The sequence below is a fragment of the Clostridium sp. AM58-1XD genome (assembly GCF_003464085.1).
Taxonomy (GTDB): Bacteria; Bacillota; Clostridia; order Lachnospirales; family Lachnospiraceae; genus Lachnoclostridium_A.
Map to the genome: position 1 here is coordinate 16,818 of NZ_QSDR01000034.1, position 24,588 is coordinate 41,405.

At 45.0% G+C, this 24,588-nt stretch carries 21 protein-coding genes and 1 pseudogene; 18 read left to right on the plus strand and 4 right to left on the minus strand.

Annotated elements, in window-relative coordinates:
- Positions 1–54 precede the first annotated feature (54 nt).
- The 3 genes from DXA13_RS17295 (at position 55) to DXA13_RS21110 (ending at position 2,977) form a co-directional block, all read left to right on the plus strand.
- A complete protein-coding gene (locus tag DXA13_RS17295; protein ID WP_118246325.1) occupies positions 55–1,521 on the plus strand; it encodes an SEL1-like repeat protein in 1,467 nt (488 codons plus the stop codon).
- 249 nt (positions 1,522–1,770) lie between these two features.
- Positions 1,771–2,085 carry a helix-turn-helix transcriptional regulator gene (locus DXA13_RS17300; RefSeq protein ID WP_118246326.1) on the plus strand — a complete coding sequence of 105 codons (315 nt, stop codon included), beginning with the start codon at positions 1,771–1,773 and terminating at the stop codon, positions 2,083–2,085.
- A gap of 295 nt (positions 2,086–2,380) precedes the next feature.
- Positions 2,381–2,977 (plus strand): methylphosphotriester-DNA--protein-cysteine methyltransferase family protein, encoded by a 597-nt coding sequence (locus DXA13_RS21110; protein ID WP_181995728.1) that lies wholly within the window; start codon positions 2,381–2,383, stop codon positions 2,975–2,977.
- Here DXA13_RS21110 and DXA13_RS17310 read toward each other — a convergent pair.
- A complete protein-coding gene (locus tag DXA13_RS17310; RefSeq protein WP_118246327.1) occupies positions 2,928–4,337 on the minus strand; it encodes a polysaccharide deacetylase family protein in 1,410 nt (469 codons plus the stop codon). The genes DXA13_RS21110 and DXA13_RS17310 overlap by 50 nt on opposite strands.
- 371 nt (positions 4,338–4,708) lie before the next feature.
- Here DXA13_RS17310 and DXA13_RS17320 point away from each other — a divergent pair, with 371 nt between their 5' ends.
- The gene (locus tag DXA13_RS17320; RefSeq protein ID WP_118246329.1) at positions 4,709–5,959 is read left to right on the plus strand and encodes a D-alanyl-D-alanine carboxypeptidase family protein; all 1,251 of its coding nucleotides are present in this window, start codon (positions 4,709–4,711) and stop codon (positions 5,957–5,959) included.
- Positions 5,960–6,066: 107 nt separating this feature from the next.
- Positions 6,067–7,266: a coenzyme F420-0:L-glutamate ligase gene (locus DXA13_RS17325; protein WP_118246330.1), complete on the plus strand. Its 1,200-nt coding sequence runs from the start codon at positions 6,067–6,069 to the stop codon at positions 7,264–7,266.
- 102 nt (positions 7,267–7,368) lie between these two features.
- Here DXA13_RS17325 and DXA13_RS17330 read toward each other — a convergent pair whose 3' ends face one another.
- Positions 7,369–8,388, minus strand: a complete 1,020-nt coding sequence (locus tag DXA13_RS17330; RefSeq protein ID WP_118246331.1) for an ABC transporter substrate-binding protein — start codon at positions 8,386–8,388, stop codon at positions 7,369–7,371.
- Between the two features lie 233 nt (positions 8,389–8,621).
- Between DXA13_RS17330 and DXA13_RS17335 the strand changes: the two genes are divergently transcribed.
- The 3 genes from DXA13_RS17335 to DXA13_RS17345 all read left to right on the plus strand — a co-directional run bounded on the left by DXA13_RS17335 (position 8,622) and on the right by DXA13_RS17345 (position 10,686).
- Positions 8,622–9,257: a (p)ppGpp synthetase gene (locus DXA13_RS17335; RefSeq protein WP_243009202.1), complete on the plus strand. Its 636-nt coding sequence runs from the start codon at positions 8,622–8,624 to the stop codon at positions 9,255–9,257.
- A gap of 68 nt (positions 9,258–9,325) precedes the next feature.
- Positions 9,326–10,135: a Cof-type HAD-IIB family hydrolase gene (locus DXA13_RS17340; RefSeq protein WP_118246332.1), complete on the plus strand. Its 810-nt coding sequence runs from the start codon at positions 9,326–9,328 to the stop codon at positions 10,133–10,135.
- A gap of 257 nt (positions 10,136–10,392) precedes the next feature.
- The gene (locus DXA13_RS17345; protein WP_118246333.1) at positions 10,393–10,686 is read left to right on the plus strand and encodes a YerC/YecD family TrpR-related protein; all 294 of its coding nucleotides are present in this window, start codon (positions 10,393–10,395) and stop codon (positions 10,684–10,686) included.
- 132 nt (positions 10,687–10,818) lie between these two features.
- On the opposite strand, the gene DXA13_RS17350 is transcribed toward DXA13_RS17345, so the two are convergent.
- Both DXA13_RS17350 and DXA13_RS17355 read right to left on the minus strand, forming a co-directional pair.
- Positions 10,819–11,445, minus strand: coding sequence for a DUF1836 domain-containing protein (locus DXA13_RS17350; protein ID WP_118246334.1), 627 nt, complete (start codon positions 11,443–11,445; stop codon positions 10,819–10,821).
- 116 nt (positions 11,446–11,561) lie between these two features.
- Positions 11,562–12,182: a TetR/AcrR family transcriptional regulator gene (locus DXA13_RS17355; protein ID WP_118246335.1), complete on the minus strand. Its 621-nt coding sequence runs from the start codon at positions 12,180–12,182 to the stop codon at positions 11,562–11,564.
- A gap of 124 nt (positions 12,183–12,306) precedes the next feature.
- Between DXA13_RS17355 and DXA13_RS17360 the strand changes: the two genes are divergently transcribed.
- The 10 genes and pseudogenes from DXA13_RS17360 to DXA13_RS17405 form a co-directional block, all read left to right on the plus strand.
- Entirely contained in the window at positions 12,307–13,251 is a 945-nt protein-coding gene (locus DXA13_RS17360; RefSeq protein ID WP_118246336.1) for an MMPL family transporter, read from the plus strand.
- Complete coding sequence (locus tag DXA13_RS17365) at positions 13,248–14,540, plus strand: MMPL family transporter (RefSeq protein WP_118246337.1); 1,293 nt, start codon at positions 13,248–13,250, stop codon at positions 14,538–14,540. The genes DXA13_RS17360 and DXA13_RS17365 overlap by 4 nt, the downstream gene beginning before the upstream one ends.
- Positions 14,537–16,276, plus strand: a complete 1,740-nt coding sequence (locus tag DXA13_RS17370; protein WP_118246338.1) for a hypothetical protein — start codon at positions 14,537–14,539, stop codon at positions 16,274–16,276. The genes DXA13_RS17365 and DXA13_RS17370 overlap by 4 nt, the downstream gene beginning before the upstream one ends.
- Positions 16,245–16,559: a hypothetical protein gene (locus DXA13_RS17375; RefSeq protein ID WP_118246339.1), complete on the plus strand. Its 315-nt coding sequence runs from the start codon at positions 16,245–16,247 to the stop codon at positions 16,557–16,559. The genes DXA13_RS17370 and DXA13_RS17375 overlap by 32 nt, the downstream gene beginning before the upstream one ends.
- Positions 16,560–16,578: 19 nt before the next feature.
- A complete protein-coding gene (locus tag DXA13_RS22570; RefSeq protein ID WP_118246340.1) occupies positions 16,579–17,571 on the plus strand; it encodes a hypothetical protein in 993 nt (330 codons plus the stop codon).
- Positions 17,572–17,732: 161 nt separating this feature from the next.
- Positions 17,733–20,096, plus strand: a complete 2,364-nt coding sequence (gene pcrA / locus DXA13_RS17385) for a DNA helicase PcrA (protein ID WP_118246341.1) — start codon at positions 17,733–17,735, stop codon at positions 20,094–20,096.
- Positions 20,097–20,253: 157 nt separating this feature from the next.
- The gene (locus tag DXA13_RS17390) at positions 20,254–20,547 is read left to right on the plus strand and encodes a DUF4366 domain-containing protein (RefSeq protein WP_118246345.1); all 294 of its coding nucleotides are present in this window, start codon (positions 20,254–20,256) and stop codon (positions 20,545–20,547) included.
- 388 nt (positions 20,548–20,935) lie between these two features.
- A pseudogene (gene rlmD / locus DXA13_RS17395) lies at positions 20,936–22,245 on the plus strand (23S rRNA (uracil(1939)-C(5))-methyltransferase RlmD); the annotation flags it as partial.
- A 110-nt stretch (positions 22,246–22,355) separates the two neighbouring features.
- Positions 22,356–24,401, plus strand: coding sequence for an AAA family ATPase (locus DXA13_RS17400; RefSeq protein ID WP_118246342.1), 2,046 nt, complete (start codon positions 22,356–22,358; stop codon positions 24,399–24,401).
- A partial coding sequence (locus tag DXA13_RS17405) for a hypothetical protein (RefSeq protein ID WP_147348050.1) occupies positions 24,398–24,588 on the plus strand: 191 nt, incomplete at its 3' end. The genes DXA13_RS17400 and DXA13_RS17405, both read left to right, overlap by 4 nt.

Sequence of the window (24,588 nt, forward strand, 5' to 3'; positions counted from 1 at the left end):
GAATTAGGCCCTTCGTTAAAGAACCGCAGAGCGGTTCAGAAAGGATAATAGTTTATGATATACCGCTGTACAGGAAGGGACTGCGGCCTGCTGACAGAAGAAAAAGACGGAACAAAAATTTGTCCTGTATGCGGAAGCAGGATGAATACTCTGGATGAAAAAGAGCTGACAGGCAATGACTGGAGTCATCTGGGAATCTTCTGGACGGAACGGGCCGATGAAAACATGGGAGAAGAGAAAGAGTTCTGTGAAAAACAGGCTTATTCCCGCTTCCGACATGCGTCAGCCTTGGGGGACGCTCTGGGAATCTGTAATCTGGGATGGTGTATGGAATGCGGAATTGGGACGGAACCAGATGAAAATCAGGCGTTCTGGCTGTATGATCAGGCGGCAGAACTGGGATATGTACCGGCAATCTGCAACCTGGCAATCTGCTATGAAGGCGGGATCGGCGTACGTGAAGACGTATCAAAGGCGTTTGAGTTGTATAAAGAAGCTGCAGAATGCGGCTATCCGCGGGCGGAGCGGCTGCTGGCTTTCTGCTATGAAGATGGAATCGGGATAAACAAAGATGAGAAAAAGGCATTCTTCTGGATGAAACGGTCGGCAGAGCACAGAGATGGGACTGCACAGACGGAACTGGGCAGGATGTACGAATTTGGTATTGGAACAGCAGAAGATGGTAAGAAAGCTGTTTACTGGTACAAAAAGGCTGCTGAATCAGGGGATGCAGACGGGCAGTGCCGTCTGGCATGGTGTTTCGAAACGGGAAAAGGTCAGGAAATCGATCTGGAGCAGGCCGCTTTCTGGTATAAAAAGGCGGCTGACCAGGGCAATCTGAGAGCACAGACCTGCATGTATGTATGTCTCCGTGAGGGAAAGGGCACCGCGCATGATGAAAAAAAGGCCGCCGGATATTTAAAGAAGGCGGCTGAAGCCGGGTATGCACCCGCTATCTGGAGACTGGGATGTACCTATTACTTTGGTGAATGCGGTCAGACTAAGGATTACGGGAAAGCAAAGGAACTGTATGAAAAGGCTGCGGCGCAAGGCGTATCCGAAGCCGCATTCAGCCTGGGATGGATGTACTGGGAAGGCGAAGGCGTTGAGAGAGATTATGAAAAGGCTGTTTACTGGTACAGGAAGGCCGCCGGGAGACAGGACAGGTATTCCATGTTTTTTCTGGGACTGGCTTTTCTGGAAGGATGCGGAGTACAGAAGGATGAGCAGGAAGCGGTCAGGTGGTTCAAGGCTGCTGCAGAGCTTGAGCTGGAAAGCGCCTGTTATCTGATGGCATATTGCTGTAAAAAGGGACTGGGAACGGAGCAGAACCAGGAACAGGCCTTGAATTACTGCCGAGCAGCGGCGAAGGACAGGAGAGAGTTAAAATGGCTGTGCAGGGATTTAAGCGTTGCTCCGGATGAGTTTAAAGAAGTATTAAAAGGGCTGTCCGAAGGGATGGAAGACGGCCAGGGAAAAAAACGCCTGGAAGAATTGACCAGTACAATGAATGAGAGATAAAAGATTAGAGTGCTGCAAAAAAGAAAAAACCATTGCCTATACCAATCGGGTGATCTGTCGGCTGCCCAGGCGAAATCTGGTATCGGATGGAATTGATCTAATATTTGCAGCGCTCTTTTTATATCATGAAGACCTTGACGAAAGGATTTTCCAGTCATAAATTCCAGCCGGTGTAAAATTATACCAATCATTGATGATAATTATATTTTGTCTGTCCTTGTCTATACTTGTTAGCATGGAGGACATGATATGATTCTAAAAACTGCTGAACGGATTAAAGAACTGCGTGAACGGAATAATTTAACACAGTCAGAACTGGCCCGGAAGCTTCAGCTGTCACGTACCAGCATCAATGCGTGGGAAATGGGCACTTCGATTCCAGCATCGAAAAAAATTCCGGAAATTTGTCTGATTCTTCATACGACTGCTGATTATCTTCTCGGAATGGATACAGAAGATGTGATCCCCATTTATCCGTATGATCCCGATGAAAAGGAAATCCTGTACCGTCTGACCCGATATTTCGATGAGGTACATGCTGCTGCTGAAAAAAAGAAGAAATAATGTGATTACTGCCTGCCATGTGCCGATGACAGGCATGGGGAAAGAGAACTCTGCGAAGTATAAATCATTGTCTTCGATACCAGGGAAGGACCAGGCCGCTGTCTGGAAGAAAATCAGGTGTCGAAGATATATCTGATTATGGAGCGCTACTCATCAGGCAGATAAACAAGAATTTTTGCCAGCTGGATTTTTGCCAGCTGGTATTTTTATGCTGGAGCAAAAATTAAATGCTACAGATGGAAAAGTATTATTTTGCGATATTTGCTATACTTTACTCAAAGGACGGTGATACTTCATGGATACAAAGGAAAAATGGGCCGCCGTAATCTCAAACGATCAGAGATATGATGGGAGGTTCTTCTACGGAGTAAAGAGTACGGGAATCTATTGCAGACCCTCTTGTAAATCAAAAAATCCCTCTCAGAAAAATGTGCTTTTCTTTGACAGCAGAGAGGAAGCTGAATTCGCAGGACTTCGGCCATGCAAAATATGCAGGCCGGATTTACTATCCTATGACCCTGCTGCAGATATGGCTGAGGCGGTAAAAGATCTGATTGACAGAAATTTTGCCGACCGGATAGCGCTTCAGGATCAATTGAATTCCCTCGGTGTATCGAGAAGACATTTAACAGAACTGTTTGAAAGAAGGTTTGATATGCCGCCGGAACAGTATATGAATCAAGTCCGTTTTTCCCACGCAAAGAGTTTTGAAAAACCAAACAACAAAACAGGCGGTATACTGCCCTTTCCGGGAGCATACCGCCTGTTTATTGTCGGCAGACCGTTTTACGGTCTTCGAGTAATTCCTTGTAATCTGGCCGGACACACCTGTAAGACGATTTTTACATCGGCGGTACGGGAGTGGGCCGTGTGCGGTCAAAGACCTCGCTGACATCGAAGAGATCACTTAAATGATCCTTTTCCGGATTATTTTCCGGCAGGTCATAATACATACGGAAACCATCGAGATTGCGTCGCCCCTGTCTCATATAGTGATCGCCGATCTGCACCCAGTACGGCGTGGAATCTACGTTGCAGAAATATCGGAATCCGGCATTATAAAGGTAGGAAAATCGTTCGTTTTCCATTGTATAGGGATGCCAGTCACCGATATCTGCTCCAAAAGGAAACAGGATAATATCGGTAGGACCGATGAGGGACTCCACCTGATCTTCCCATTTGTCCGTATCCCTTCGGAAGGTATCCATATCGACGGTCCCCAGGTTCTTGTGCCCCCAGCTGTGAGAAGCCAGTTCCCAGCCGTTGTCACGGAGACACTGCGCCACTTTTTTTACCTGTTCTCTGTCTGCTTCAAGGTTTGGATTGGTGTCCCTGTAGGATTCATCTGTTCGGTATCCCAGTACGCCATTGTAGCCGGTAAAGGCGATGACGGCCCTCGCTCCCTTATAAGAAAAGTCGGGATGCTCTTCGATAAAGTCGTCTAAAAGAGGAATCAGATCATAGGAACCGGTTGAAATACTGCCGTCGTCCATTTTCATTTCGCAGGTGGGTTTTCCATCTTCGCCGATAACAATTCTGGAAGCAAATCCGTCACCTTCCATGTATTCATAATAGCAGACATCGTCCTGAGACATTACAAATGGCTTTTTTCCTTCAGGAAGCATAATATCGCCTGACTTAAAAACAGGGCTGCCATTTTCGTCTACAGTTTCATACGAAATGTCGTGAAGCCGGACTAGTACATATCCCCGGTCATACATCTGCTGAAGAATCTTCATAAATTCATCCTTAGTAGTCATTACCTGATTGTAGCCGGTCTGTGTCTTATCGCCGTCAAAGGCCTTGCTGTTGTCCATAATCAGGGAATGAAAGAAAACGTGGGTAATCTTATGGGGATCGGCACGCACAAGGGTGGACTTGACTGCTTCATAACGTTCTACTGCAGCGGAGGCCTTCGGATCGCTGCTGAATTCACTGTTCTTTATAAGGTCAATTGCCCTGTCGTAATCATAGCCTGCGGCAAGCAGGTCTGCTTCTGCAATCACTGCATCTACACCGGACAGAACAGGTTCTGTAGCGGCGGTAACGGTAACAGCGCCGCCGTCTGTCTGTTCAGTTGAAAAAGAAGCACTTTCCGCATGAAAATGCCCCCTTATTTTTTTGAATGCCAGTATGGACCCGCTTAACAGAATCGCGGCGATCAGTATGATCGCGATTAGAAATGGAAAATTCCGGAATGGCCTTCTGGGTTCCCGGAATGTCAGATCGCGTTTATAGCCATATCTTCTCATAATAAACAACTCCTGTATTATTCTTTATGCTTTTACCAATCTGTTTCGCAGATATGGGAATGGATATCCGGCAGAACTTCATCCGCCGCTTTCAGTGGTGCTTGCAGGTATGACAGCCACTTTGAAGTTATTATACCATAGTTGCAGGCGGCTATGGCTGCCTTCGGCAAATTTAAGCGCACGGCTTTTGCGGCAAGCGCAGAAACCGTCAATCCACTGGTATAATGCCTGCTTTGCGGACATTATACCATAAAGACAAGCTGGTTGTCAGTCTCTGTCATAAAAAACTTATCTTTTTTTAGATTTAAGCGTATTATCGAAGAAGAATGGGCCTATACATTATTAATGGAGAAAATAATAAGAGGGATTTTATGAAACGATTTTTAGCAGCCGTACTGGCCATGCTCATGGCGTTTCTGACCCCTGCGGGACAGGTACTGGCAGAAGAGCCGAACCTGGCTGTCGGCAGCGATGCAGTGATGGCCGGCGTCCTGAACGAGGAGGACGCTGCAGGGGGAACAAGTGAGTATTCAGGACTTCAGGTTCAGGCGCCGAGTGTAATACTTATGGAGGCCAGCACGGGAAAGGTCATTTATGAAAAAAATGCGGATGAACAGAGGAGACCTGCAAGTATTACGAAGATTATGACGTTGATACTGATTTTTGATGCGCTCAAATCAGGAAAGATAAATCTTTCTGACGAAGTAGTCACGAGCGCGCATGCGAAATCCATGGGAGGATCCCAGGTCTTTCTGGAGGAAGGGGAAGTACAGACGGTCGATACGCTTATTAAGTGTATCGTTGTGGCTTCAGGAAATGATGCCAGCGTAGCCATGGCGGAATACATAGCCGGCAGCGAACCGGAATTCGTGAATATGATGAACGAGCGGGCAGCGGGATTGGGAATGACAGGCACCCACTTCGAAGACTGCTGCGGCCTCACGGATTCCGGCACCCACCTGACGACGGCCAGGGATATAGCAACCATGTCCAGGGAACTGATTAATAAATACCCTGAAATCCACAACTATTCCACAATATGGATGGAAAACATCACTCATGTAACGAAACAGGGTACGAAAGAATTCGGCCTTTCCAATACGAATAAACTGTTGAAAATGGCGACTAATTTTAAAGTGACAGGGCTGAAGACTGGTTCTACCTCACTGGCAAAATACTGCCTGTCCGCTACAGCAGAAAAGGATGGGGTCCGTCTGATTGCATCGATTATGGCAGCTCCCGATTATAAAGCCAGATTTGCAGATGCCGTCAGCCTGCTGAATTATGGGTATGCAAACTGCCGACTTTATGAGGATACCGAGATGCCGCCGCTCATGCCGGTTGAAGTCATAAACGGCGTTGAAGACCGTGTGCCGTTAAAGTACGCAGGAACGTTTTCCTACCTGGGTCTGAACGGCGAAGATTTTTCAAAAATCGAAAAGAAGCTGATAGTAGAGGAAAAAATGCAGGCTCCTGTCGAACCGGGGCAGAAGGCAGGTACTCTGCAGTATATACTGAACGGAAACGTGCTTGGAGAGGTGGAAATTATCACTGACGGTACGGTGAAAAAGGCCGGAATATTTGATTACCTGAAAAAAATGGCAAGAGGATTTTTGTTCTGATAAAAAAGCAGGAAGAAAAACATCTTGTTCCATCAGTATCTTTATAGTATAATTAGCGTAAACGCGCCATAAGCGAACGTAAAATATAAAGATACAGGAGAATGAAAATGGATAGAATGGTTGGAACAGTATCACGTGGTGTGAGAGCACCGATTATCCGTGAGGGTGATGACTTGGCAAAGATTGTTGTAGATTCCGTATTGAAGGCAGCAGAGTCGGAGAAGTTTGATCTCCATGACCGGGATGTGGTTGCCGTGACGGAAGCTGTCGTAGCCCGCGCTCAGGGAAATTATGCTACAATTGACCAGATTGCAGAAGACGTACATCAGAAATTCGGAGACGATACCGTCGGCGTCATTTTCCCGATCCTCAGCAGAAACCGTTTTGCAATTTGTTTAAAAGGAATTGCAAAGGGATGCAGAAAAGTTGTGCTGATGCTGAGCTACCCTTCAGACGAAGTAGGGAATCATCTGATCGATGAAGAACTGCTGGAAGAGAAGAATGTAAATCCATGGAGTGATGTGCTGACGGAAGCTCAGTACAGAAATTATTTTGGCTATCAGAAACATTACTTTACAGGCGTGGATTACGTAGAGTACTATAAAGACCTGATTCAGAAGGCAGGAGCTGATGTTGAAATTATTTTTGCCAATAATCCAAAGGCAATCCTCAAATATACGACGAGTATTTTGAATTGCGATATCCACACCAGACTGAAGACCAAGAGGACTCTGCTGAACAGCGGAGCAAAGAAGGTCTACTCTCTCGATGATATTCTGACAGAGAGCGTAAACGGCGGCGGTTATAATGACAGATACGGTCTGCTCGGATCCAATAAGGCAACCGAGGACAGCGTAAAGCTGTTTCCGATCAACTGTCAGGATATGGTAGACAGAATTCACTCCATGTTCATGGAGAAGACTGGAAAGAAAGTCGAAGTCATGATTTACGGGGACGGAGCATTCAAAGATCCGGTCGGAAAGATCTGGGAACTGGCTGATCCTGTTGTTTCACCGGCTTATACGGATGGACTGGACGGAACGCCGAACGAGGTGAAGTTAAAATATCTGGCTGATAACGACTTTGCCCAGTTATCAGGAGAAGAACTTCAGGAAGCGATTAAAAATTATATTCATGAAAAAGATGAAAAGGCAGAGAATTTAAAGGGAACGATGGTAACCCAGGGAACGACCCCAAGAAGGATCACAGATTTAATCGGATCTCTGGCTGACCTCACATCCGGAAGCGGAGATAAGGGAACGCCGATCGTACTGGTTCAGGGATATTTTGATAATTATACGAAATAATTAAAAAGTAATTCTACAGAAAGAAAACCATGTTCTGATTCTGGTACAGCCAGACTTCAGAACATGGTTTTTCTGTTCTCTTACTTGAGGAATTTTGAACTATTATTTTGCGGCTGTTATGGAGAAATCGGTAGTAACCAGGTCTTCATAAGGAACACGTTCCTTCAGTTCTCCGGCTTCCTCCAGAATGTTCTGGAGCAGGTCAAAGCTGTCTTTTTCAAATATTGTATCCTCTTTCCAGGTGTCCTGTTCTTTATAGCGCTCTACGATTTTAGCGATAGTATCAACATCTGTTTCCGGAAACTGAGGCTTAATGGTCTTTGCGATCTCTTCGGCAGAGTGGGAATTGACGTATTCCAGACCTTTCTGAATTGCATTTGTGAATTTTTGAATGACTTCTGGATTTTTTTCCAGGTAGCTCTTTTTTGCAGAGTAGGCGGTATATGGAACATAACCGGAATCTTTGCCCAGAGAAGCTACAACGTATCCGCCCCCTTCCAATTCCAGGCCGGTTGCAAACGGTTCGAACTCTACGGTATAGTCGGCATCATTGCTTGTAAAGGCGGCAGCCGTCAGACCAAAATCGATACTCTGATCGATGGTCAGGTCTGCTTTGGGATCCAGTCCGTTCTTTTTCAAAATGTACTCAAAAATCATTTCCGGCATGCCGCCGGCTCTGCCGCCCAGCACTTTTTTGCCTTTCAGACTCTGCCAGTCAAAGGAGGTTTCCGGTGTGCGTCCAACGAGGAAGTTGCCGGCCCTCTGAGTCAGCTGGGCAAAATTCACGGCATAGTCGTCAGAACCTTCCTGATAAACGTAAATACTGGCTTCCGATCCCATAAATCCGATATCGGCGTCTCCGGAGATCAGGGCGGTCATGACCTTGTCTGCTCCCGCGCCATTGACCAGTTTCAGATCCAGGCCTTCGTCTTCGAAGTAGCCGAGTTCAATGGCCGAGTACTGAGGAGCGTAAAAAATAGAATGGGCAACTTCATTTAATGTGACGGGAGTCAGACCGTTTTTGTCCCCGGATGAGCTGCAGCCGGAAAGAAGTGCGGAAGAGAAAAGGAGCGTCCCTGCGAGGAAGCAGGAAAAAACAGATGTACGGGTGCTTTTTTTCATAAAATACAAAGTCCTCCTGTTAAATTTCCATATAATACATAGTATTAAAGGAATGTGGAATGGTGCTGTAAATTTAATTGAATTTTTCGTAATTTAAGAAAACTATAAGGCGACATACACAGAAATATCACAGAACGTACACAATATTGCCTTATTATGGGAAACAGGTGAAAAGGGCTGCGGAGGACGGGATCAGCCGGCGGTCCTAAGAAAAAGGAAAGTGAGAAGAAACTGTGGAAGGGTATCTGACAGAGGAAGATTACAGAAAACTCATCGTTCCGTATGAAGAAAGTATGGAAACCGTGGAAAAACGGATTTTGATTCTGGGTAATAATTATCAGGAGACATTTGGATATGAGGCAATTCACCATATCCAGATGCGTGTAAAGACCAAGACAAGTATCGAAGGGAAGCTACTGCGCAAGGGGAGTGAGGTATCTCTTGAAAGCGCCAGGGATACGCTTCAGGACATAGCCGGGATACGGGTAATCTGCTATGATGCAAAAGTCATATATGAGATTGCGGAATGCCTTAAAAAACAGAATGATATGGAGATCATACGGGAAAAAGACTATATTGTAAACCCAAAACGGAATGGTTACAGGAGCTATCACCTGATCGTAGGGGTTCCCTTTTATCTTCTGGAAACGAAAGAGTATTATCCGGTAGAAATCCAGTTCCGTACCATGGCTATGGATATGTGGGCGAGTCTGGAACACAGGAACTGCTATAAAAAAAGCGAAGAAGAAAAGAGAAGATGGCAGGAACAGTTTCGGGAATATGCGGCCCTTCTGGATCAGATGGAACGGGATATTACGCAGGTGAGAGATGAAGATATGAGAAAATCAGCTGTAAAATTACATATATAGTTGAAATTGACAGTAAGATAACGTAAAATTAGGGAAAGAAACAAAAGAAATGGAGAAGAGAAAACGAAATGGAATACGAATTGATTGTGCTGGATCTCGACGGGACGCTGACGAACAGCGATAAGGTGATTACGCCTAAGACCAGAGAGGCTCTCATGCGTGTGCAGGAGAGGGGGAAAAAAGTGGTCCTGGCATCCGGGAGGCCGACACAGGGGGTGGTCCATCTGGCGGACGAGCTGAAGCTGGGGGAATATGGAGGATTTATTCTCTCCTATAACGGAGGGGTCATTATTAATTATGAGACAAAGGAAGTTGTCTTTTCAGCACTTCTTCCTGTATCGTCAAATCAGAAAATTATCGGATTGTCAAGAGAATACAGGGTGGATATTCTGACTTATGAGGGCGAAACAATTATTACGAATAATAAAGAATGCCCTTACGGACAACTGGAATCGAAAATAAACGGTATGGAACTGAAAGAAATCCAGGATATGGAAAGCTACGTAAATTTCCCGGTGCCCAAATTTATTATGCTGGATGACGGAGATTATCTGGCAACGGTAGAACCAAGGGTAAAGGCGTATCTTGGTAAAAATTACAGCGTTTACCGGTCCGAGCCTTACTTCCTGGAAGTGCTTCCAAAGGGAATCGATAAGGCTCAGTCCCTGGAACGTCTGCTGGAGCGGATGGGACTTACAAGAGAACAGATGATTGCATGCGGAGATGGATATAATGATCTGTCCATGATCAAGTATGCAGGTATGGGCGTTGCAATGGAAAATGCAGTTCTTCCTGTCCGCAATGCTGCTGACTTTATAACGTTTTCCAACAATCATGACGGAATTGCTCACGTTGTGGAGAAATTTATGCTGGCGTGAACGGCCTCTAAAAAACAGTGGACTTTGCAACTTTAGTATGCTAAAATATGTTACATAATAACTGATCAGGACAGTTGATCTGCCCGCATGGCCTTTGGCCGCAGAGGTAAGGCCTGAGATTCATTTGATGGAAATGCGGGTATAAAAATCTGCTTACAGACAAACTTGAAGCTGAGTTCGCCTCATGTTTCCGCCGCCCTGAACAGTCGTGATACATCATTGAAATACCGGGATGAGCCGGACAAAGAGGTAGGATTATGAATAAAAAGATTAAAACAGAGACGGTGGACCATTTGTTCCAGGCTATATTGACATTAAAAGATATCGATGAATGCTATACATTTTTTGAAGATGTCTGTACAGTAAACGAGCTGCTTTCCCTCTCCCAGAGATACGAAGTCGCTAAAATGCTCAGGGAAGAGAAGACATATCTGGAAATCGCTTCCAAGACGGGTGCTTCTACGGCAACCATCAGCAGGGTGAACCGTTCGCTTAATTACGGGAACGACGGATACGACATGGTTTTTGAACGGCTGAAAGAGAAAGAATAAGCGGACATACGTAAGCGCTGGAAATGCCATGAGAATTGTTAAAAATCAGAATTTCTAAGAACATTAAAAAACAGCCTGTTGGAGTAAATATGATCTGCTCCGGCAGGCTGTTTTCTTTTGATATCAATTCAGCTATTTTTTCTTTTTCATTGAGGAATTCCTGGTATTTTCAGCTTTCAGCTCGTCAATAATCTTTTCGATCATCTGTTTCTTCAGATAAACGTCAAAGGCAAGCTCGCTCAGAAAAGCAAAGAGCTGCAGATATTCCTTCTCAGACGACGAGTCATCCACGTCAGGAAACGTCTTCAGGGCATGTTCAAACTTCTGTAGAACATCGTCCTTTAGATGCTGCCGCTGTTCCTGCTCCAGAGAGAATACTTCCTCATAAATCCGGGAAAGAGACGGAGATGAACCGGAAGCAAAATGGCCTTCCGTTATGGGCCGGAGCAGTTCCCCGATGTCGGTAATCGACAGTATGTTTTTATAATAATAGATAAAAATCAGGAGCAGGATATGCTCTCTGGAATATTTTTTCTTGTTCGGAGGAGGAAGAAGATTGTTCTTGGCATAATTATTAATCATGGTCTTAGTCAAAATCTTATCCTCGTCATCCCGCTTACAGACACCAAGATGAGTATCCATAAATGTGGTCACCTGATCCATATATAAATCAATGTTTGGAATGTCTTCCGGAGTCACATAACTCAGGCGGCCGAGCCTGTCAACTATATCATGTAATCGTTCATCATTCGTTTTCATTCTGCTTTTATCACCTCTCTACCCTATTATATAGTATTAAAAACTATATGACAAGAGGTAAATAACAGTAAATAACATTTACAAGTGAACCATATTGTTCCGATGTAACGTTGCGGTCAAATCACGGCAGGATCAGCTAATGCGGAGATTTCAGCCAGAAAACGGCAGGCTGCAAATACCTGGCTGCAGATGAAGCCGGACAGTTGATCCAAGGAAATGGACGGCTTGTCGGAACAAAACCATTCTTTATAGGCAGCGGAAATCTGCGCCAGTATGACGTTTAAATAGAATTGGAAGATATCATAATCGATCAGGAAATTCTTTGACAGCATATGATAAATGTAGTCTCTTGCCCACGCCCGGATCTTCGTAAAGATCTCAGCTTCAATTCCGGATCGAATCAGAATGCGGTAAATGCTTTCCTGCTCCTTCAGGCGGGCGGAAAGAGCATCAAAAAATGGTTTGGGGTCCCCCATATTTTCCAGGAAGTCTTCATGCTTGAGCACATCAAAAATAGAATCAGACAGTTCATCTTCAATATCTACGAGCACATCCTGCAGGCTGGTATAGTGATTATAGAAGGTCTTACGATTAATATCTGCCGTTTCCGCCAGTTCGCTGATGGAAATTTCTGAAAGCGGCCGGTCGGCCAGCATCGTAAGAAGAGCTGTCTTAATCGATTCTACTGTCTTGCGGCACCTGCGGTCCTGTCTTTTTTTCTCAATTATTTCATCCATGCAACACAACACCTCGCTTTTGTGTAATAAGTAACACTATGTGGCTGAATTGACCATTGTCAAATCTCGTATCTTTATTTATTATAATATACAAAAGTATAAAAATCAACAAGTGAGTAATAAAATGATAGAAAATAAGAATAACAAGGGGAAGAAAATCATGGGAGACGGCATGAAGAAACATAAAAGCTTCATAGATATCGTGATCGAGATTGTCGTGACCAAACGCAGAATCATTGAGAAATTTTTTATGGTGGGCGTCGTTATTTCTGCGGCTTTGAGTCTTCTGGTAGGAACAAATTACGATTTGACGGAATATCTTCCCGATTGGGCGCCGGTAGAGCAGGGAATACACGTGATGGAGGACCATTTCGGATATCCGGGAAGCGCCCGGCTGATGATCGACGATGTATCCATTTATGAGGCGAAGACATACAAAAACCAGGTACAGGATCTGGATGGCGTGGATACGGTTTCCTGGATGGACAGTACAGTGTCCGTCTATGAATCAGAGGCATTTTTAAATACTCATGATATTGAGGATTACTATAAGGACGGCCATGCGGTTATGGATATCCTGTTCAAGGAAGGCGACTCTAATCCGAAGACTTACGAGGCCCTGGAGCAGATCCGACAGATGTTCGGAGATAAAGGTCATTTGTCCGGGCCTGCGGTGGATAATAAAAACGTAGAAGAGAGCCTGGAAAACGAGATGCCTAAGATTCTGGCATTCGGAGTTTTTGCGATCCTGGCGATCCTGGCGTTTACAACGACTTCCTGGGTGGAGCCGCTGCTGTTCATGACAACTATGGGAATTGCAATCGCCTTCAATATGGGCTCCAACATCATATTCGGAAAGATTTCGTTCCTTTCCGCCAGCGTGGCCGCAGTGCTTCAGCTGGCCGTAGCGATGGACTATTCCATTTTTCTGTTACATACATTTACGAGAGAGAGGGAAGCAGGGCTGGATATTGAACCTGCCATGGTCAATGCCCTTCATGAGGCCGTTCCGTCCATCATGGCCAGCGGTGTAACGACGATCATCGGCTTTGTAGCCTGGCGCTCATGAAATTTACAATCGGAATGGATATGGGATTTGTTCTGGCAAAGGGGATTGTCTGGAGCATTCTTACGGTTCTGTTTCTCATGCCGGCTCTTATTATCCGTTTTAACAATCTGATTATGAGAACACGGCATAAATCATTTGTGCCTCCGCTGGACCATTTTGTAAAGATGCAGTTTAAAGTGCGGTACGTGATAGCAGCGCTGGCTATCATTCTGGCTGTTCCGTGTTATGTTGCCCAGGGAATGAATGATTTCCGCTACGGCAATGCGGCCATCGGTTCGGGGGAAGGCTCCAGAAGTTATGAGGATAAAAAAGTAACGGATGAGATGTTCGGCGAAAGTAATATGCTCATTGTGATTGTGCCGGATACGAGTACGGTTAAGGAAGGGAAGCTGTCCGACAGGCTGGAGGATCTGCCTTATGTGAAGAGCGTAACTTCCATGGCGGGAGCGCTGCCGCCGGGAATTCCCGAGGACTTTCTGCCGCGAAGCCTGACATCCCAGCTCCATGACGGCGGATATGCCAGAATGGTGGTAATCGTCAAGAGTGATACGGAGAGTGCGAAAGCGTTTCACTGCATCAATGAGATTAAAGAAATAACCGGTGAATACTATTCGGACGAAACTTATTTTGTCGGGACGACGCCTGCAACGCAGGACATGAAAGAGATCATTTCTTCTGATTATAATTCTGTTAACGGAATTTCCACGCTGGGGGTTGCTCTCGTTATTCTCGTCAGCTTTTCCTCCATGGCTTCCGTAATCGCTGTAATGATCCCGATTGAACTGGCGATTTTCGTCAATATGGCTCTGCCTTACCTGTATGGTCAGGAACTGGTATTTTTGGGATATCTGATGGTCAGCAGCATGCAGCTGGGGGCTACGGTGGACTATTCTATATTGATGACTAATACTTACCTGTCCGTGAGGGAAAATGAGCCGGATAAGAAAAAGGCGGCGATCGCAGCCGTTGACCAGTGTGTGCTTTCCATACTGACATCAGGAACGGTTTTGACAGTGGCCGGCTATGGCGTATATAAGCTGTCTTCCGTTAAAGCAATCGCTACGATGGGGCAGCTGATCGGCAGAGGCGGATTTTTCGGCATGACTCTCGTGCTCACTCTGCTGCCATGGCTTCTTAATACCTTTGATTCCAGAATTATGAAGGACAGGGCGAAGAAGCAGGCGAAAAAGAAGAAACGTATGGAGAAGAAGGCGGAAATGAGAAAAATAAAGGGTCAGGAATCTGACATTGTAAATAATAAAGCAGAGGGAGAGGAGGAATCCGTATGAAAGGGGTTATAAGTAAAAGCAGATGTAAAAAATTTATAATAGATAAAAAATGGATAAAGAGAAGTACGGCTGTCCTGCTCGCTTCTGCTATGACGTTTCCTTCCATGGCAGCTCCAGTCCCGGTGACTACGGATGAAACGGCATATGTGCTGCTGGATTACGATGGGAAAGTACGCGACGTCAGCATTGTGAAGGCCTGCGATCTGAACGGCAACAACACGGTAACGGATTACGGCAGCTACGGCCAGGTGAAGAATATGACTACCGAAGATGAGCCGGAAATCCGGGACGACGGGGTCACATGGAAAATCAACGGGATTGCGCCGAGAAAATTTTATTATGAAGTAAAACCGGAAAATGAATTCCTTGACGTTCCATGGAATGTAGAGGTGAGTTATAAATTAAACGGGGTTCCGACGGACCCGCAGAAGCTGGCGGGAGCCTCCGGGCTCGTGGCTGTCGACGTTCATGTCGTGCCCAATGAGGCAGCAGACGATTATTTTAAGAACAACTTCATGCTGATGGCAGGCATGGTGTCCGATACGGAGGATGACTTAAGCTTTACTGCGCCGGGAGCACAGTTTCAGACGTTCGGCTCGTATCAAGCAGCAATTTTCATGGCGTTTCCGAAAAAGGAAGAGACATTTCACTTTGAAATCGGTACAGACAGTTTTGAAAATATGGGGGTTCTCATCTCCATGCTGCCTGTGACTATGAGCCAGATGGACGATATCGCCGACATTCGGGAACATAAGGAAAATATCGAAGATGCAGGGAATGCCATGGACGAAATCATGAACGATATGCTGGACATGATGGGAGATATGACAGAGGATACGGACCAGACCATTGCAGGGCTGGAGCGGCTGGATAAAGCCAGGGAAGAGGCTCACAGTTACAGAAATGATACGGACGCCAGTCTGGAGGAAATCAAGGCATCCATCAGCCGTCTGGAGGCTACCATGACGGATTTTGCGGCAATCGTTGGCGACACGAAACTGCCAGCCGCCGTTAGGACCATGGGGAGAGGGCTGGAGGACATTTCCAGCGCTGTAAACAGTATAATGGGCAAGATGGAAACCATGGTTGATGCCATGGACAATATTCAGAATACTCTGGATAAGATCAAGCGGATGACGGATATGGAGCAGAAGGCTCAGATGATGGAGAAGCTGAAGCAGGAAGTGGAAGCTCTCCAGCAGCAGATGGGTGCTATGCAGGAGAGCGGGGAACTGGATCAGCTGGCGGGAGGGATTCAGGACTGGCTGGATTCTCTGGAGGATGCCGGCCTGGTACATGAGGGGACCGTCCCCCACCTGGCAACCCCGTCAGAAATCGATATGCCGATTCTCGATCTGGATGAGGTAGATGAATACGCAGGCCTCCTGGAAGATATGGCCAGCTCCATGATTTACGAGACAAAGAGAATGACAAATTCCATGTCCAGAATCGTGGATAAGGGAGATGACCTGGTGGACGGAATTGATACCATGGTGGATGGTATTTTTGATACGGCGGATGAACTGGACAGCATTCTGAAGGTGACTTCCGACACTATGGTGGATACCTCAGGGCTTTTAGGCAGTATGAGAAATACACTGGATATAATCGACAGAACTGGACGCATGCGATGCCGACCTAAACTCGGGAACACAGCTGACGCTGAACGGCCTGACGGGAATGCTGAGACAGCTGACGAAAACATTGAACAAATCAGAAGATCTGAAGAAGAATAAGAATATCATTTCGGATATTGTACGGGACGAGTGGAACAGGCTGGACGATGATTTTGAACTTCTGGACATCGATACGAAAGCAGAAAAGGTCTCTTTTACATCCGTTCGGAATGAAGAGCCAAGAAGCCTTCAGATTATCATGAGGACGGATGAAATTTCGCTGGACGATGACAACGATGTGAAGTCAGAGGTAACGATCCCGGCCGGTCCGACTACGTTCTGGCAGCGGGTGGCGGCCATATTCAAAGCAATCAGGGATTTTATTGTGGGCCTGCTGAAATAGGTCCGGGAAGGAACTGCGTATGAGAGGAAAAAGAGAAGGGAAAAAGGATAAAAGATGCGGCGCCCGGCCGGAGAGAAAGCTGGCGGCAGTTATTCTTACCGGTCTCCTCATGGGAATTGCGGCGGCCGGAACAGCAGCTGCTGCAGATGCTCATATTACAAAGATAGAGCTTCATTTTGCAGATGATATTAAAGAAGGCGAACTGAGTTATCCTACGGAGGTCTTCGCTCCGGAAAATGCCACATATGAAGTGACGGACGTAGAAGAAATAAAGATGGATGAAGAAGATTACCAGCCCGGCGATTATATCCGGTTCGAAGTGACGCTTTCTTCCGCTAAGGACGGCAGGTATTTTAACGAAGACAGAGATAACAGGAAGTTCACGCTGACGGCGGACCATTCGGAGGTAACTGTGCTGAATTCCGATGTGGACGAATACGGCGATCTGGTGGTAAAGGTAAAGTACGGTCCGGTGATCTATAAGCTCAAAACGCCGGAAAATGTGAACTTCTCAGCGGCTAATTCTAGAATTGTAACATGGAATGAGGTGCCGGAAGCGAGCGGATACGAAGTAGAGCTGATGGATGGAGAGAGGGTCGTAAAAACAGTCAGCGTAGGACGCGTTACATCATGTGCTCTGGGGACGGCCTCAGGAACCGAGGGCGTGGACGGAGACGGCAGGTATTATGCACGGGTAAAAGCCGTTCCTGTCGGAACATCACAGAAACGATATCTATACGAGAGCGACTACGGTGTAACGGGAAGCACGATCGACGGAACCTCTCTGGCCGTTCAGGGCGAGTGGGTAGAACAGGATGACGGATGGCGATACCGTCTGCCGGACAACAGGTATTACAGGGGAGGCTGGCTTCTGGTCGACGGCAGCTGGTACTATTTCGACAGTGAAACAGGGCTTATGCAGACAGGATGGATCTGCCCTGCTCTTGGAAAATGGTATTACATGAATGAAGACGGAAGGTGGGATCCGGATGCAGCCGCGGCCGCTTCCTAACCGAAGTGGTACGAGATAACTGCTGATGGCTTGTTGACATCAGGGAGAAGAACTGGTATTCTATTTCTGTATAGCCGTTTAGCGAAAAAACACTGCGCGGCTGTTATGCATCGGCATGGGGCCGAAGGCATCAGGAACAGGATAGAGAGGTATTTACATATATGAGTATTTATGATTCATTAAATCCATGCCAGAAAGAGGCGGTCCTTTGCACGGAAGGGCCGCTCCTTGTTTTAGCCGGAGCCGGATCGGGCAAAACGAGAGTACTGACCCACAGAATCGCTTATCTGATCGATGAAAAAGGTGTGAATCCGTGGAATATTCTGGCGATTACATTTACGAACAAGGCGGCCGGCGAGATGAGAGAGCGAGTGGACAAGCTGGTGGAATTCGGGGCGGAGAGCATCTGGGTCAGCACCTTCCATTCGTCCTGCGTGCGTATTTTGAGAAGGCATATTGAGAGTCTGGGATATTCCACAGATTTCACGATCTATGATTCCGACGACCAGAAGACACTGATGAAGCACGTCTTTAAGGCCTTGAACGTGGACTCCAAGACGCTGAAAGAGAGAACGGTACTGGGCGAAATATCCTCAGCCAAAGACGAGATGATTTCTCCGGAGGAGTTTGAGCTGAACGCAGGAGGAGATTACCGACAGAAGAAAATTGCCCAGATTTATAAAGAATACCAGAGACAGCTGAAGAAAAACAACGCCCTGGATTTCGATGATCTGATCGTAAAAACAGTAGAACTTTTGAGGACCAACGAAGAGGTCCGCGGCTATTACCAGGAGCGGTTTAAATACATCATGGTCGACGAGTACCAGGATACCAACTATGCTCAGTTCTGCCTCGTAAGCCTTCTGGCCGGAAAGTACAGAAATCTGTGCGTGGTTGGCGACGACGATCAGTCCATCTATAAATTCAGAGGCGCTGATATTGAAAATATCCTGAATTTTGAGAAATTATTTCCGGGTGCAAAAGTCATCAAGCTGGAACAGAATTACCGATCGACAGAGAATATCCTGAACGCGGCCAACGAGGTGATCCGTCACAACAGGGGGAGAAAGGACAAGACCCTCTGGACGGCCAATGGAGAAGGTGAACGAATCCGTTTCTGCCAGTTTAACCAGGCGTATGAGGAAGCGGAAGCCATTGTGAAGGATATTCAGGAGAAGGGATACTCCTACAAGGATACGGCAGTTCTCTACAGAACCAACGCCCAGTCCCGTATTTTGGAAGAAAAATTCGTGGCATATAGCGTTCCTTACCGCATGGTCGGAGGCGTCAACTTCTATCAGAGAAAAGAGATCAAGGATATTCTGGCATACCTGAAGGTAGTAGCCAACGGCCAGGACGACCTTTCTGTGCTCCGCGTGATCAATGTACCGAAACGTGGCATAGGAGCAACGTCAGTGGGCAAGGTAACGGCGTATGCTTCCGAATATGGATTCAGCATGTATGACGCATTTGCCAGGGCGAAGGCAGTTCCGTCCCTTGGAAAAGCAGCCGATAAAATCCTCGTCTTTGTAAATCAGATTGAAGATTTCAGGGAGAAAATGAAATCCGGAGATTACGCGATCCGCGACCTGATTGAAGACGTTCTTCATTCCACCGGTTATCAGAAGGAACTGGAGGATGAGGGAGAAATCGAAGCTCAAACACGCCTTGAAAATATTGAGGAATTGATCAATAAGGCGGTGAGCTATGAGAATAACAGCGACTCCCCGTCCCTTGGTGAATTCCTGGAAGAAGTAGCTCTTGTAGCCGATGTGGACCGCATGGATGATTCGGAAGACAGGGTGACTCTGATGACCCTTCACAGTGCGAAGGGACTGGAGTTTGACAATGTGTATCTGAGCGGCATGGAAGACGGTCTGTTCCCTAGTATGATGTCGATTATGTCAGATGACAGAGAGGCTGTGGAAGAAGAACGCCGTCTCTGTTATGTTGGAATCACCAGGGCGAAGAAGCATCTGCTCATGACGGGAGCACGGCAGAGAATGATCAACGGAGAGACAAGGTACTCCAAAATGAGCCGTTTTATTGAAGAAATCCCACCGGAGATGCTGGATGCAGAGAGCCTGGAACCGGCTTTGGCCTCCTGGAAATCAGGCGGTTCCAAGCAGCAGGAAGGCGGCTTAAAGCAGTCAGGGAGCAGCGGCGGATGGAACAGAGCCGGAGGATTCGGAAGCATGGGAATGGCGGCTCAGGGCGGATTTGGACAAAAAACGGCTGGGTTCGGAAAAACAGCCAATGCGTATGCTTCCGGTACATCGTCGTTTTCTTCGTCGCCATCTTCGTTTTCAGCGGGGAAAAATCCTGGTTTTGGAAAAGTTTTTGATGTCCAAAAGGCAAAATCGCTTGATTACGGAGAAGGAGACAGAGTCCATCATATTAAATTCGGCGACGGAACGGTAAAATCTGTCAAAGACGGCGGAAGAGATTTCGAAGTGACGGTGGATTTCGACCAGGCCGGAGTAAAAAAGATGTTCGCATCGTTTGCAAAGCTCAGGAAGTTGTAATAATTCAGGAAAAATTAAGTAAAATAAGATAGTAAAACTTAAAGAACTGTGATACAATAAATACAACTTGTGGGATGATGTGATTCGCCCTGCAAAGCGGTCTGCAAGAAAGGATGTGGAGTTTATGAACAGATTTGATGTTATGGGGAAGGAAGCCATGAACCGTTTCGATTCCATGGGAAGAGATGCTATGAATAAGGTTGAGGAAATAGTTAATTCAACAAAGCTGAACGAATTCCTTCATAGAAAAGAAGAAGAGGAAAAGAAAAAGAACTGTATTCTTTGGGTATTGGCTATCATCGGCGTTGTAGCGGCTGTGGCAGCAATTGCCTACGGTGTGTACAGGTTCTTCACTCCTGATTACCTGGAAGATTTTGAAGACGATTTTGACGATGATTTCGATGATGACTTCTTTGACGAAGACGACGAAAAAGATAAGAAAGATAAATAAGTTTAAGACGATTCGGGCCGCTGTGGTTTCCTTAAAAAGATGCTGCAACGGCCCTTTTCTTTCGCAGTTCGATGAATGATTTTAAGAATATAAAGTGTAAAAGAAAGTGTAAAAGTAAACAGAATGAGAGGAGACGGCTGCGGCAATGAAAAAAGGCGGACAGTACGAAGGAATAATAGAGAAAATTGAATTTCCTAACAAGGGAATTATGTGGATAGAGGAAGAGATTCAGGAGCAGGGACAAAACCGTGCCGGACAGGATAACCGGAAGGCCAGGGATGGTCAGGAGGCTGAGGAAGCAGCCGAAGCCGTTCAGGAATCTGCCCCGGCCGTTCAGGAAGATCAGTCTGAACAGAACGACCAGGAAAGCAAAATCTGCAGAAAGAGGGAGAAGGTAATCATCAAGAACGCCGTACCTGGACAGAAAGTCCGCGTTGTGATCACAAAAAAGAGAAAAGGGAAGAACGAGGGACTGGTTCTGGAGGTTCTGGAAAAATCGCCTCTTGAGACGGCAGAAGATCCATGCAGCCATTTCGGAACGTGCGGCGGCTGCCTTTACCAGACCATCCCATATGGGGAACAGCTGAAAATCAAGGAAGAACAGGTGAAAACTCTTCTCGGAACCGTTTTGCAGGAAGGCACATATGAGTTTCAGGGTATTAAGCCCAGCCCTCTGGCCTGCGGATACCGCAACAAGATGGAGTTTTCCTTCGGAGATGAATACAAGGACGGCCCGCTGTCCTTGGGAATGCATAAACGCGGCAGCTTTTATGACGTGGTTACGGCAGACGGCTGTAAAATCGTACATGCAGATTTCAGCCTCGTGCTGGAGCTACAAAGGAATACTTTGAGACGCTGGGAGTGATTTTTTACAAGAAGCTTTCCCATATCGGATATCTGCGCCATCTTCTGGTGCGCCGGGCCGTTAAGACAGGAGAAATCCTGATCGACCTCGTTACCACGACTCAAACAGAGACTCTTCCCAAAGGCGTGGCAGAGGAGCAAATGCTGAATGAATGGAAGGAACAGATCATGGCCCTTCCCCTTGAAGGTAAACTGGCAGGAATTCTTCATACGAAAAATGACAGCCTGGCGGATGTGGTGCAGAACGACAGCACGGATATCCTGTACGGTCAGGACTTTTTTTACGAGGAACTTCTCGGTCTGAAGTTCCGCATTTCGCCGTTCTCCTTCTTCCAGACGAATTCCCTGGGAGCGGAAGTACTTTATGAAACAGCTCGCAGCTACATCGGAGAGACGAAAGATAAGGTAGTGTTTGATCTGTACAGCGGCACAGGAACGATTGCTCAGATCGCTGCTCCAGTGGCGAAAAAGGTAGTCGGTGTCGAGATTGTAGCAGAAGCAGTTGAGGCAGCAAAGGAGAACGCGAGGCTCAATGGCCTTGCAAACTGCGAATTCATCGCCGGAGATGTGCTGAAAGTGATTGATGAGATTCCGGACAAGCCGGATCTGATCATCCTGGACCCGCCCAGGGACGGAATCCATCCAAAGGCCCTGAGCAAGATTATCGACTACGGTGTGGACCGGATGGTCTACATCTCCTGCAAGCCAACCAGCCTGGTGCGCGATCTGGTGATGCTGCAGGAACGAGGGTATAAGGTGGAGAAGGTGTGCTGCGTGGATATGTTTCCGTCGACGGGAAATTGCGAAGTCTGCGTGGAATTGCGTCGAATCTAAAGTTTATCTGTAGCACCTGGATGCTTTTCTAAACACGTTATGATATTAGCTTAAGTATAATCAAGAATTCGCAAGAAAAGGCTAATTTATTTTAGAGCGAGGAAGTGCATATGCAAAAGATAAGAGATATTGTATATCTTTGGGACTCAAATATCGGATGGGGCAATGATAACCAAGGTGTAATACTTAGTGGAAAATATGTGATAGAATTCAACAAAGAGAATAATAATTTATATATTCAATGGAATAACGATTATATAGATGGATTCTGGGGTGAAAATATACATGACTGCTTTGCTATAGTTGGAGATAATGGAGCTGGAAAAACTATGTTGACGAATTATATTATGGAGGATATCCAAACTATAAAAAGTCCCAATTTACCCTCAAACGAATTTATTATTATAGCTGAATGCCAACAGCGTGGTGATTTGCTTGTGTTTTGTACGAAGCAATTTGCAGAAATTAATTTGGTTGCAGATAACAGGACTAATTGTAATAAAATAATAGTGAGTAATGAGCCAAGGTCAGAACTGGATGAATTTGAAATTGCTTATTTTCATAATGCATTGAATTATAAAGATTATTTTTTTGAGTCTCGTTGTAACTATGACTTTTCCTTAGGTCGGATGATAAATCAGCATCACAAAACTACTTATGAGATGCATTATGATGATTTGAATAAAGATAAAATTAAAAACTATTTTGACAATGATGCGTTTCGAATTATTAGTTTTCTATACAATTATGCAATGCATAACGACTTGGAAATCGAATTTCCGGTCCCTAAAGCAGTTAATATTAGTATTGCCAATGCTCATTATAGTGAAGACTATATTTTGAACGAAGCAAAGAGATTACGAGTTGATAAAGATAAAGAAGAATCATTAAGCGAGGCAGTATATAATTTCAGAAAAGCAGTTAATAATTTTGTGGATATTTTTGGAAGAACATGGATTAATTATACTGTAAAGAATTTGATTTTAAATTGTTTTAGAAATCTTTGTATTCCTGCAACGGTTCCAAATAATATTTCGGACGAACATATGAGATTTTTTGAGGCTTGCGCTTTTTTGAATAATGAAAAAAAGATAAGAGGACAAAATGTTTATAAATGTGCATATAAAGTAATCGTAAATGTTAGAAAAAAATTTGAAGATGATTTTAGTAAAAAATACTTGGATAGTACAGAATCTTTTATTCGGTGGATTGAAAAGAATAAAAAATACTTGGATAGTACAGAATCTTTTATTCGGTGGATTGAAAAGAATGAGTCAGTAATTAAAAAAAATGAAATTGAAGGGATAATGCAACTTTATATAATTAAAAAAAATGAAATTGAAGGGATAATGCAACTTTATATAGTGCCAGAGGAAAATACAGAAGAATTTATGAGCGGATTACTAAACTTATACTCCAAAATGAATTTTGCTTTTCCGTTTTTTGATTTTTCATTTGGAATAAGCACAGGTGAGTATTATTTTCTATCTGTTTTTTCTAACATATATTCGATGGTTAAAAGTAGTTATTTGGAATATAACGCATATGACTATCCTAAATTAGGCGATAATACAAAAAGCATTTTGCTGATCTTTGATGAGGCTGATTTATCTATGCATCCGAGGTGGCAACGGATGTATATGAAATGGATTACAGATTTTTGTAAACAAATATTTCATGATAAATATGTAAAAATAGTAATTACAACACATTCTCCTATTTTGTTATCGGATTTTCCAGCTAATGATGTACTTTACTTAAAGAAAAATGCGAAAGGGAAAGTTTTTGCATATATTGGAGAAACAAATACGTTTGGCAGTAATATTCACACCCTCTTTTTAAATTCCTTTTTCCTGGAAGATTATGGTACTATGGGTGCTTTTGCTGAAGAAAAGATTAATAGTATAGCAGGAAGACTTTTTGAACAAAAGGGTAAATTAGAAAACATTGAAGAAATTGAAAAAGTTATTAGTTATATAGGAGAAGGAATTATACGAGAAAAACTTAAGGATGAAATGGATAAACATGAAGAGAACAAATTTATTGATGTCGATTCCAACGGTAAAAAGGTGATTAACGATACATTGCGGAGCTTAAAGGAGCAAAGAAAGTATATGAATCAGTTAATAGAAGACCTTGAGAGGAAAATTCAATGATACAAATTGCTGTTGATAAAGTAAAAAGAAAAGAAATGGAAGAAAAGTATTTAGAAGATGCGGATGGCTGTAATGCAAGTATATTTAAAGTGTTACGAACTCCAACAGCTAAAGATCTATTAGAAAGTAAATATAAAAAAATATATCAAATGTTTTATGACAAGACTACAGGAGAACTGATAGAAGA

Bases quoted from the DNA above. Each gene is read 5' to 3' on its own strand.
- DXA13_RS17295 (WP_118246325.1), top strand. From the start codon at position 55: ATGATATACCGCTGTACAGGAAGGGACTGCGGCCTGCTGACAGAAGAA.
- DXA13_RS17300 (WP_118246326.1), top strand. From the start codon at position 1,771: ATGATTCTAAAAACTGCTGAACGGATTAAAGAACTGCGTGAACGGAAT.
- DXA13_RS21110 (WP_181995728.1), top strand. From the start codon at position 2,381: ATGGATACAAAGGAAAAATGGGCCGCCGTAATCTCAAACGATCAGAGA.
- DXA13_RS17310 (WP_118246327.1), bottom strand. From the start codon at position 4,337: ATGAGAAGATATGGCTATAAACGCGATCTGACATTCCGGGAACCCAGA.
- DXA13_RS17320 (WP_118246329.1), top strand. From the start codon at position 4,709: ATGAAACGATTTTTAGCAGCCGTACTGGCCATGCTCATGGCGTTTCTG.
- DXA13_RS17325 (WP_118246330.1), top strand. From the start codon at position 6,067: ATGGATAGAATGGTTGGAACAGTATCACGTGGTGTGAGAGCACCGATT.
- DXA13_RS17330 (WP_118246331.1), bottom strand. From the start codon at position 8,388: ATGAAAAAAAGCACCCGTACATCTGTTTTTTCCTGCTTCCTCGCAGGG.
- DXA13_RS17340 (WP_118246332.1), top strand. From the start codon at position 9,326: ATGGAATACGAATTGATTGTGCTGGATCTCGACGGGACGCTGACGAAC.
- DXA13_RS17345 (WP_118246333.1), top strand. From the start codon at position 10,393: ATGAATAAAAAGATTAAAACAGAGACGGTGGACCATTTGTTCCAGGCT.
- DXA13_RS17350 (WP_118246334.1), bottom strand. From the start codon at position 11,445: ATGAAAACGAATGATGAACGATTACATGATATAGTTGACAGGCTCGGC.
- DXA13_RS17355 (WP_118246335.1), bottom strand. From the start codon at position 12,182: ATGGATGAAATAATTGAGAAAAAAAGACAGGACCGCAGGTGCCGCAAG.
- DXA13_RS17360 (WP_118246336.1), top strand. From the start codon at position 12,307: ATGATAGAAAATAAGAATAACAAGGGGAAGAAAATCATGGGAGACGGC.
- DXA13_RS17365 (WP_118246337.1), top strand. From the start codon at position 13,248: ATGAAATTTACAATCGGAATGGATATGGGATTTGTTCTGGCAAAGGGG.
- DXA13_RS17370 (WP_118246338.1), top strand. From the start codon at position 14,537: ATGAAAGGGGTTATAAGTAAAAGCAGATGTAAAAAATTTATAATAGAT.
- DXA13_RS22570 (WP_118246340.1), top strand. From the start codon at position 16,579: ATGAGAGGAAAAAGAGAAGGGAAAAAGGATAAAAGATGCGGCGCCCGG.
- pcrA (WP_118246341.1), top strand. From the start codon at position 17,733: ATGAGTATTTATGATTCATTAAATCCATGCCAGAAAGAGGCGGTCCTT.
- DXA13_RS17390 (WP_118246345.1), top strand. From the start codon at position 20,254: ATGAACCGTTTCGATTCCATGGGAAGAGATGCTATGAATAAGGTTGAG.
- DXA13_RS17400 (WP_118246342.1), top strand. From the start codon at position 22,356: ATGCAAAAGATAAGAGATATTGTATATCTTTGGGACTCAAATATCGGA.